At 71.4% G+C, this 9,225-nt stretch carries 5 protein-coding genes; 3 read left to right on the plus strand and 2 right to left on the minus strand.

The window, feature by feature from the left end; genetic code table 11:
- Nucleotides 1-130 precede the first annotated feature (130 nt).
- Nucleotides 131-724, minus strand: a complete 594-nt coding sequence (locus ABT112_RS34175; protein WP_351515707.1) for an Rv3235 family protein — start codon at nt 722-724, stop codon at nt 131-133.
- A gap of 369 nt (nt 725-1,093) precedes the next feature.
- Between ABT112_RS34175 and ABT112_RS34180 the strand changes: the two genes are divergently transcribed.
- Nucleotides 1,094-1,600, plus strand: a complete 507-nt coding sequence (locus ABT112_RS34180; RefSeq protein WP_351515708.1) for a DUF6912 family protein — start codon at nt 1,094-1,096, stop codon at nt 1,598-1,600.
- Between the two features lie 115 nt (nt 1,601-1,715).
- Entirely contained in the window at nt 1,716-2,378 is a 663-nt protein-coding gene (locus ABT112_RS34185; RefSeq protein WP_351515709.1) for an HAD family hydrolase, read from the plus strand.
- A gap of 619 nt (nt 2,379-2,997) precedes the next feature.
- Here the strand turns inward: ABT112_RS34185 and ABT112_RS34190 are convergent.
- Nucleotides 2,998-3,567: a DJ-1/PfpI family protein gene (locus ABT112_RS34190; protein WP_351515710.1), complete on the minus strand. Its 570-nt coding sequence runs from the start codon at nt 3,565-3,567 to the stop codon at nt 2,998-3,000.
- A 444-nt stretch (nt 3,568-4,011) separates the two neighbouring features.
- Between ABT112_RS34190 and ABT112_RS34195 the strand changes: the two genes are divergently transcribed.
- A complete protein-coding gene (locus ABT112_RS34195; RefSeq protein WP_351515711.1) occupies nt 4,012-9,000 on the plus strand; it encodes an NAD-glutamate dehydrogenase in 4,989 nt (1,662 codons plus the stop codon).
- Nucleotides 9,001-9,225: the final 225 nt, after the last annotated feature.

Below are 9,225 nucleotides of genomic sequence, written 5' to 3' on the forward strand. Positions count from 1 at the left end.
CGTCCCGGGGGGGGGGGGGGCGGGGGCGGCCCCCCCCGGGGCGGGCGCGGGGGGGGCCCTGCCGACGGCCGGTGCGGACGGTCGCGCCGGCCGTCGGCAGCTCGCCGGTCCGGTCATGGCGCCGACTCGGTCATGGCGTCAGCGCCGGCAGGCCGAGTTCCACGGCGGAGCAGCGCCAGCGGTCGTCGGGGCCCTGCTCCAGCCGGAAGGCCAGCGCCCGGACACGGTCCCCGTACACGATCCGGGCGAACGCCTCGATGACACCGGGCTCCGGACGGTATTCGTCGCAGCGGCCGATGTACGGCACCGGACCGGGCGATGCGGGACCGGACGGCCCAGGGCCGGGCGATGCGGGACCGGACGGCCGCAGCGGGGCCAGCGGGGCCAGCCGCACCAACTGGTCGTACGCGCCGCCCAGGGTGTGCCCCAGCATCCAGTGGACGGGCTTCTGCCCGCTCAGGGTCAGCAGCAGCCGGTCGGCGAACCAGTACCGGGGCTGTCGTTCCCGCTCCCGCCGCCGCAGGGCCGCCAACGGTGCCGTGCCGGGAGCGCCGGGCCGGCGTGAGTCCCGGCGCCCGGGCGGCACACTCCCGGCGGTGCGCCGCCGCCCGGGGCCCTGGCTTCCGGCGGCCCCGCTCCCGGTGTTCCGGTCCCCGGCGGTCCGGCGGCCGGCGGCCCGGCGGTCGGTCGTGCGAGCCGAGGTTCTGTTCCTGTCGTGATCCATGTGTGCCCCCGCGGCATCGGCCCGGCGCGTATACCGGGCGGTAGCTTCAATGCGAAGACTTCTAACGGGCCTGCTCGACGCCTTGCAAGGACGGAGGCGCCGACCGGGCCGCACCGATCGGATTCACCTATCCGGGTGACGAGGGGGTCATCGGACGCCGCGGTACGGCACGGCGCCGCACGTCGGCGGCGTGGGGGCCTGAGGAAAGCCGGTCCACCGGACGGCGTGGCAAGGACGGAATGCCGCGTTCAGGGCCGGTTGCGGCCCGGCCGGGCCCGCCCCGTGCACCCCGAAGGGGGACCATCGCCCGTATGCTGGCGGGGCGTTCCACTCGATCACCGCTCCAGCGCCCTCACGAAAGCGACAGCCATGCGCGTCTACGTCCCCACGACCCTCCCCGGCCTCGCTGCGGCGCACAAGGCGGGCGAGTTGGGGCCCGGCCCGCTGGACGCCTTCGCCGTGACGCCCGCGCTGCGCGAGTGGTACGTCTCCGACGACATCGAGGAACTGGAGTACGCGGCGCTCAGCCGCGCCGCCCAGGCCTCGCTCCGGCAGCTCGCCACGGACCCGCAGCTTCCGCGCCGCCGGGTCGTGGTGGCCGTGGACGTCCCGGACGGCGCCGCCGTCGCCGACCCGGACCGCGGCCTGGACCCGTCGGCGCTCGGCGCCGTCCGCATCGCCCAGCCGGTCGCCCTGGCCAAGGCCGCCGCGGTGCACCTCGACTCCTCTGACGCGGAGCGGGACGTGACCGCCGCTGCCGCGGCCCTGGGCGCGGCGGACCTGGGGGACGACGACGCGCAGTTCACCGTGGACGGCGCCGAGGACCACGAGCTGCTCTGGTACGCGGTCCAGGAGATCCCCTCGCTCCTCGGCTGACCGGCCGGATCGCCACTGGCCCCACCGGGGCGGAACCGGTGTCGGGGCCGGTGCCGGAGCCCGGACCGGCCGGTGCCGGACTGGAGTGTCGTACCGGCTGGGTACCGTTCTGGGCATGGGGAAGCACGGGACGCACATCGTCTGGGACTGGAACGGGACGCTGTTCCACGACATCGACGCGGTCATCGGGGCGACGAACGCCTCGTTCGCGGAGATCGGTCTGCCGCCGATCACCCTTGCCCGCTACCGGGATCTCTACTGCGTACCGGTGCCGCGGTTCTACGAGCGGCTGATGGGGCGGGTGCCCACCACGGAGGAGTGGGAGGTCATGGACGCGGCCTTCCACCGGCACTACTGGTCCCGGGCGGAGAGCGCGGCCCTCACCGAGGGCGCCGAGCAGCTGCTGGCCGACCGGCAGGCCGCCGGGCTCACGCAGTCGCTGTGTTCACTGGCGCCGCACGAGGAGCTGATACCGATCGTGCGCACCCACGGCATCGAGCAGCTCTTCCTCCGGGTGGACGGCCGGATCGGACCGTCGCACACCGGCAAGGCGCAGCACATGGAGCGGCACCTCGCCGCCATGGACGGTGCTGTCCGGCAGCGGATCGTGGTGATCGGGGACGCGGTCGACGACGCGATCGCGGCGGCACACGTGGGGGCCAGGGCGGTGCTGTACACGGGGGGCTCGCACAGCCGGGCCAGCCTGGAGACGGCCGGCGTTCCGGTGGTCGACAGCCTGTCGGAGGCCGTCGAGGCGGCAGAGGATCTGTACGGCTGAGACGGGCGCGGTGGTGCGTCTGAGGACTGAGTGGTTGCCGGTGACGGTGGGGTGCCGTGCTTCGGGGGCCCTGAGGTCCGGGGCCCTGAGGTTCGGGGGCCTGAGGTTCGGGGGTCCTGAGGATCGCGATCCCGGGAGGCGCCGTCGATCGGGAACCTCGGAGGGCCGAGCGGTGTACCAGATGTGTCGGCGCTTCGAGGGGGAGCGTCCGGGACATCGGGAGGTCGACGTGATCAGGACGTACGGGGGATCCGCAGCCGGCTGTGCGGAGCGTGGGGAGGGCGGTGCCGTCCGCGCGGGCGAGCGGGCTCCGTGGCGGGTGGCGGGCGGTCGTCCTCTGCCGGGAGTATCCGGCGCCCCAGGCCTCCGCGGAGCGGCCGTCTCGGAGGGGGTCGGCAGCGCCGCGGAGGCCTGGGGCGTCAGCGGCGCGGAAGGGGCTGGAGGCGCCGGTGACAGCCGGGGAGCCCCGCCCCGCCCGCGGCGCCTCACGGCGAGCCGGCGAGCGGGGCACCGACCGTGCACAGACGCACCGGAGCCGAGGCACGCCGGCCCGCGCGGGCCCGGGGCGGCAGCGCGTGCGCCGGTGTCCGGGCCGTCCGCGCAGGCGGGGCGGAGAGCCTCAGGAGGACACGGGGGCCTTCGTCCGGAGCACGGCCAGGAACGCGCGCATCCACGCCGGGTGGTCCGGCCAGGCCCGGGCGGACACCAGCGTCCCGTCGACCACCGCCTCCGCGTCCTGGAAGGAGGCACCCGCCATCTGCATGTCCAGCTCCAGAGCCGGATAGGAGGTCACGCGGCGTCCGCTGAGCCCGTCGACGGCCGCTGTGAGCAGCGGCCCGTGGCAGATCTGGGCCACGGGCTTGTCGGAGTCGAAGAACGCCTTGAGGACCTTCCGCAGCTCCGGATCGTTGCGCAGGTACTCCGGTGCCCGTCCGCCGGGGATCACCAGCGCCACGTACTGGCTCGGCTCCACCTCGGAGAAGGCCAGGTCGGCGGGCCAGGTGTAGCCGGGCTTCTCGGTGTAGGTGTCGAAGCCCTCCTCGAAGTCGTGCACCACGAAGCGCAGCCTCTTGCGGCTGGGAGCCGCGATGTGGACCTCGTAGCCCTCCTCGCGAAGCCGCTGGTACGGGTAGAGCACCTCCAGGGACTCCGCCGCGTCACCGGTCACGATCAGGATCTTGGCCGCCATGGCTCCCACCTCCGGGCTGTCCGTTTCGTTCCCCTCGGGGCCCAACCTGCACGGCGAAGGTGGGTTTGCCAAGAGGGCCCACGTCGCTGTCCGGAACGTCAAACTTCCAGTCCAGGTTTTGTACACAAACGGCCCATGACGGCTCCCTGGGGAAGGGCGATAGCCTTGTCCCGTGATCAGCGCGATATGCCCTCCTCTCCCCGCAACGGGGTGGAGGGGCCTTCGCAGGGGCAGCGAAGCCTCTGTCATGAGCCCGGTGTGCCACCGTGCCCGGGCGGTCGCTGATTTCCTGGGCCGGGGCCACACGACGAGAATCGCCCCTTCCGGCCCGTTCACCTTTCAGCAAGGCATACCGTCGACACCGAGCGGACATCCCGCGTCGCGACGTGATGCCGATTTCCGCAACCAACGTCACGCAACGGCGCGCGACAGGAGCCAGAGGACATGCAGACCAAGCTGGACGAAGCCAAGGCCGAGCTGCTCGAAAGGGCTGCCCGGGTAGCTGAGAACAGCCCGGCCGGAAGTCAACAACCGGTTCAGGGCCTCACCCCGGAGGCCCTCACGGCGTACCTCCAGCGCTACTACCTCCACACGGCTCCCGAGGACCTCGCAGGCCGCGACCCGGTGGACCTGCTGGGTGCCGCGCTCTCCCACTACCGGCTCGCGGAGAACCGCCCCCAGGGCACCGCGAACGTCCGGGTGCACACTCCGACCGTCGAGGAGAACGGCTGGACCTGCACCCACTCCGTCGTCGAAGTCGTGACCGACGACATGCCCTTCCTCGTCGACTCCGTCACCAATGAGCTCTCCCGCCAGGGCCGCGGCATCCATGTGGTGATCCACCCCCAGATGGTCGTCCGCCGCGACGTCACCGGGAAGCTGATCGAGGTTCTCGACAGCAGCGGCGACGTCCACTCCGACCGCGCCACCCGCGAGCTGCCGCACGACGCGTTCACCGAGTCGTGGATCCACGTCGAGACCGACCGTGAGACCGACCGCGCCGATCTCAAGCAGATGACCGCCGATCTGCTCCGGGTCCTCTCCGACGTCCGCGAGGCCGTCGAGGACTGGGAGAAGATGCGCGAGGCCGCCCTGCGGATCGCCGAGGGGCTGCCGGGCGAGCCGCGCGCCGACGACCTGCCGGTGCAGGACGTCGAGGAGGCCCGTGAGCTGCTGCGCTGGCTCTCCGACGATCACTTCACCTTCCTCGGCTACCGCGAGTACCAGCTGACGAGCGAGGCGACGGACGGCTCCCAGGAGGACGTGCTCACCGCGATCCCGGGCACCGGGCTCGGCATCCTGCGTTCGGACCCGTCCCACAAGGGCAGCGAGGGCCACCCGGTCTCCCCGTCCTTCAATCGGCTGCCGGCCGACGCCCGGGCCAAGGCGCGGGAGCACAAGCTGCTGGTGCTGACCAAGGCCAACAGCCGCGCCACGGTGCACCGCCCCTCGTACCTCGACTACGTCGGCGTCAAGAAGTTCGACGAGCAGGGCAATGTCGTCGGTGAGCGCCGCTTCCTCGGGCTGTTCTCCTCGGCCGCGTACACCGAGTCCGTCCGGCGGGTCCCGGTGGTGCGCCGCAAGGTCTCCGAGGTCCTGGCGACCGCAGGGTTCTCCCCGGACAGCCACGACGGCCGCGACCTGCTCCAGATCCTCGAGACCTACCCGCGCGACGAGCTGTTCCAGACCCCGGTCGACAAGCTCCGCGAGATCGTCATCAACGTCCTCTACCTCCAGGAGCGCCGGCGGCTCCGGCTCTTCCTGCGCCAGGAGGAGTACGGGCGCTACCACTCCGCGCTGGTCTACCTGCCGCGGGACCGCTTCAACACCACCGTCCGGCACAAGCTGACCAACATCCTCAAGGACGAGCTGGGCGGCTCCAGCGTCGACTTCACGGCCTGGAACACCGAGTCGGTCCTCTCCCGGCTGCACTTCGTCGTCCGGGTCGAGCCGGGCACCGTGCTGCCGGACCTGACCGAGGCCGACATCGAGCGCATCGAGGCCCGGCTCGCCGAGGCCGCCCGTTCCTGGGAGGACGGCTTCGCCGAGGCGCTCAACGCCGAGGTGGGCGAGGAGCGCGCCGCCGAGCTGATGCGGCGCTACGCCAATGCCTTCGAGGAGGGCTTCAAGGCGGACCACACGCCGCGCGGCGCGGTCTCCGACCTCCAGCACCTGGAGCAGCTCACCCCGGCCGGCGGTGAGCGCGACTTCGAGCTCAGCCTGTACGAGCCCGTCGGCGCGGCCCCCGGAGAGCGGCGCTTCAAGATCTACCGGAGCGGTGAGCAGGTCTCGCTCTCCGTCGTGCTGCCGGTCCTGAACGGGCTCGGCGTCGAGGTCGTGGACGAGCGTCCGTACGAGCTGCGCTGCGCCGACCGCCCGTCCGCCTGGATCTACGACTTCGGTCTCCAGCTCCCCGCGCCGACCCAGAACGGCGGCGACTACCTCGCCGACGACGCCCGTGAGCGCTTCCAGGACGCGTTCGCAGCCGTCTGGAACGGTGAGGCCGAGAACGACAACTTCAACCAGCTGGTGCTCGGGGCCGGGCTCACCTGGCGGCAGGCCATGGTGCTGCGGGCCTACGCGAAGTACCTGCGGCAGGCCGGTTCCACCTTCAGCCAGGACTACATGGAGGACACCCTCCGCACCAACGTCCACACCACACGGCTGCTGGTGAACCTCTTCGAGGCGCGGATGTCGCCGGAGCGGCAGCGGGCGGGCCTGGAGCTCACCGACGCGCTGCTGGAGGAGCTGGACGCGGCACTGGACCAGGTGGCGAGCCTGGACGAGGACCGCATCCTGCGCTCCTTCCTCACCGTCATCAAGGCGACCCTGCGCACCAACCACTTCCAGCTGGGCGACAAGACGGGCAAGCCGCACAGCTACCTCTCGCTGAAGCTCGATCCGCAGGCGATTCCGGACCTGCCCGCGCCCCGTCCGGCGTACGAGATCTGGGTCTACTCGCCCCGCGTCGAGGGCGTCCACCTCCGCTTCGGCAAGGTCGCCCGCGGCGGTCTGCGCTGGTCCGACCGGCGGGAGGACTTCCGTACGGAGATCCTCGGCCTGGTCAAGGCGCAGATGGTCAAGAACACCGTGATCGTGCCGGTCGGCGCCAAGGGCGGCTTCGTCGGCAAGCGCCTGCCGGATCCGTCGGTGGACCGCGACGCCTGGCTGGCCGAGGGCATCGCCTGCTACAAGACGTTCATCTCCGGCCTGCTCGACATCACCGACAACCTGGTCGGCGGCGAGGTCGTGCACCCCCGGGACGTCGTGCGGCACGACGAGGACGACACCTACCTGGTCGTCGCCGCCGACAAGGGCACCGCCACGTTCTCCGACATCGCCAACGAGGTCGCCATCGCCTATGGCTTCTGGCTCGGCGACGCGTTCGCCTCCGGCGGTTCGGCGGGCTACGACCACAAGGGCATGGGCATCACCGCCCGCGGTGCCTGGGAGTCGGTCAAGCGGCACTTCCGGGAGCTGGGCCACGACAGCCAGACCGAGGACTTCACGGTCGTCGGCGTCGGCGACATGTCGGGTGACGTGTTCGGCAACGGCATGCTCCTCTCCGAGCACATCCGGCTGGTCGCCGCCTTCGACCACCGGCACATCTTCATCGACCCGAACCCGGACGCGGCCGTCTCCTACGCCGAGCGGCGCCGGCTGTTCGAGCTGCCGCGCAGCTCCTGGGCGGACTACAACACCGAACTGCTCTCGCAGGGCGGCGGCATCCACCCGCGGTCCGCGAAGGCCATCCCGATCAACGCGCAGATCCGGGCGGCGCTCGGCATCGAGGCCCGGGTCACCAAGATGACCCCGGCGGACCTGATGAAGGCGATCCTCCACGCCCCGGTCGACCTGCTGTGGAACGGCGGCATCGGGACGTACGTCAAGGCGTCGACGGAGTCCCACGCGGACGCGGGCGACAAGGCCAATGACGCCATCCGGGTGGACGGCCAGGACCTGCGGGTCAAGGTCGTCGGCGAGGGCGGCAACCTGGGCCTGACCCAGCGCGGCCGGATCGAGTTCGCCCTGTCCGGTGGCCCCGACGGCAGGGGCGGCAAGATCAACACCGACGCGATCGACAACAGTGCCGGTGTGGACACCTCCGACCACGAGGTGAACATCAAGATCCTGCTGAACAAGGTCATCGAGGACGGCGACATGACCGTCAAGCAGCGCAACAAGCTGCTGGCGGAGATGACTGACGAGGTCGGTGCGCTGGTGCTGCGCAACAACTACGCGCAGAACGTCGCCCTGGCCAACGCCGTGTCGCAGGCGCCCAGCCTGCTCCACGCCCACCAGCGCTTCATGCGCCGGCTGGAGCGGGACGGCCGGCTCGACCGCGACCTGGAGGCCCTGCCCAGCGACCGGCAGATCCGGGAGCGGCTGAGCGCCGGGCGCGGGCTGACGCAGCCGGAGCTCGCGGTCCTGCTCGCCTACCTCAAGATCACGGTCGCCGAGGAGCTGATCACCACCGATCTGCCGGACGACCCGTACCTGAAGCAGCTGCTGCACGCCTACTTCCCGAAGGCGCTGAACGAACGGTTCCTCGAACACATCGACAACCACGCGCTGCGCCGGGAGATCGTGACCACGGTCCTGGTGAACGACACGGTCAACAGCTCCGGTACGACCTTCCTGCACCGGATGCGGGAGGAGACCGGCGCCTCGACCGAAGAGGTGGTGCGTGCCCAGACCGCGGCTCGCGCGATCTTCGAGCTGGGCCAGGTCTGGGACGAGGTCGAGGGTCTCGACAACCAGGTTTCCGCGGATGTGCAGACGCGTATCCGGCTGCACGCGCGGCGGCTGGTCGAGCGGGGCACGCGCTGGCTGCTCAACAACCGTCCGCAGCCGCTGCTGCTCGCCGAGAACGTCGAGTTCTTCAGTGAGCGGGTGCAGAGCGTCTGGGCCGAGCTGCCCAAGCTGCTCAAGGGGTCCGACCTGGAGTGGTACCAGGCGATCGTCGACGAGCTGACCGAGTCCGGGGTGCCGGGCGAGCTGGCGCAGCGCGTCGCCGGATTCTCCTCCGCCTTCCCGGCGCTCGACATCGTCGCGATCGCGGACCGCACCGGCAAGGCACCGCTGGACGTCGCCGAGGTCTACTACGACCTGGCGGACCGGCTGCGGGTCAGCCAGCTGATGGACCGGATCATCGAACTGCCGCGCGCCGACCGCTGGCAGTCGATGGCGCGGGCCGCCATCCGAGAGGACCTGTACGCGGCGCACGCCGCACTGACCGCGGATGTGCTCGCCGCGGGCAACGGCAGCTCCACCCCGGAGCAGCGGTTCGGTGCATGGGAGCAGAAGAACGCCGCGCTGCTGGGCCGTGCCCGGACGACCCTGGAGGAGATCCAGAACTCGGACGACTTCGACCTGGCCAACCTCTCGGTGGCGATGCGCACGATGCGGACGCTGCTCCGCACGCACCAGTAGGAGGGCCGGCTCTCCGCGCCGGTCCCGGCGGAGCACGGCCGGCCTTCTCCACGGACTCGTTCGTGGTGCGGCCGCTGTTCTTCCCCACCGGTCCCGGTCTCACTGCGTTGCGCGCAGCGGAGGACGGGGTGCGGGGAGGGCGTTGCGAGATGGAACCTCACCGTCGTCCCTTCGGCAGGCCGAGCAGCCGCTCGGCGATGATGTCGCGCTGGATCTCGTTGGTGC

The organism is Streptomyces sp. NPDC002055, assembly GCF_040296705.1.
Lineage (GTDB): Bacteria > Actinomycetota > Actinomycetes > Streptomycetales > Streptomycetaceae > Streptomyces.

Coding starts and splice junctions, on each gene's coding strand:
- ABT112_RS34195 (WP_351515711.1), top strand. CDS start 4,012: ATGCAGACCAAGCTGGACGAAGCCAAGGCCGAGCTGCTCGAAAGGGCT.
- ABT112_RS34175 (WP_351515707.1), bottom strand. CDS start 724: ATGGATCACGACAGGAACAGAACCTCGGCTCGCACGACCGACCGCCGG.
- ABT112_RS34180 (WP_351515708.1), top strand. CDS start 1,094: ATGCGCGTCTACGTCCCCACGACCCTCCCCGGCCTCGCTGCGGCGCAC.
- ABT112_RS34185 (WP_351515709.1), top strand. CDS start 1,716: ATGGGGAAGCACGGGACGCACATCGTCTGGGACTGGAACGGGACGCTG.
- ABT112_RS34190 (WP_351515710.1), bottom strand. CDS start 3,567: ATGGCGGCCAAGATCCTGATCGTGACCGGTGACGCGGCGGAGTCCCTG.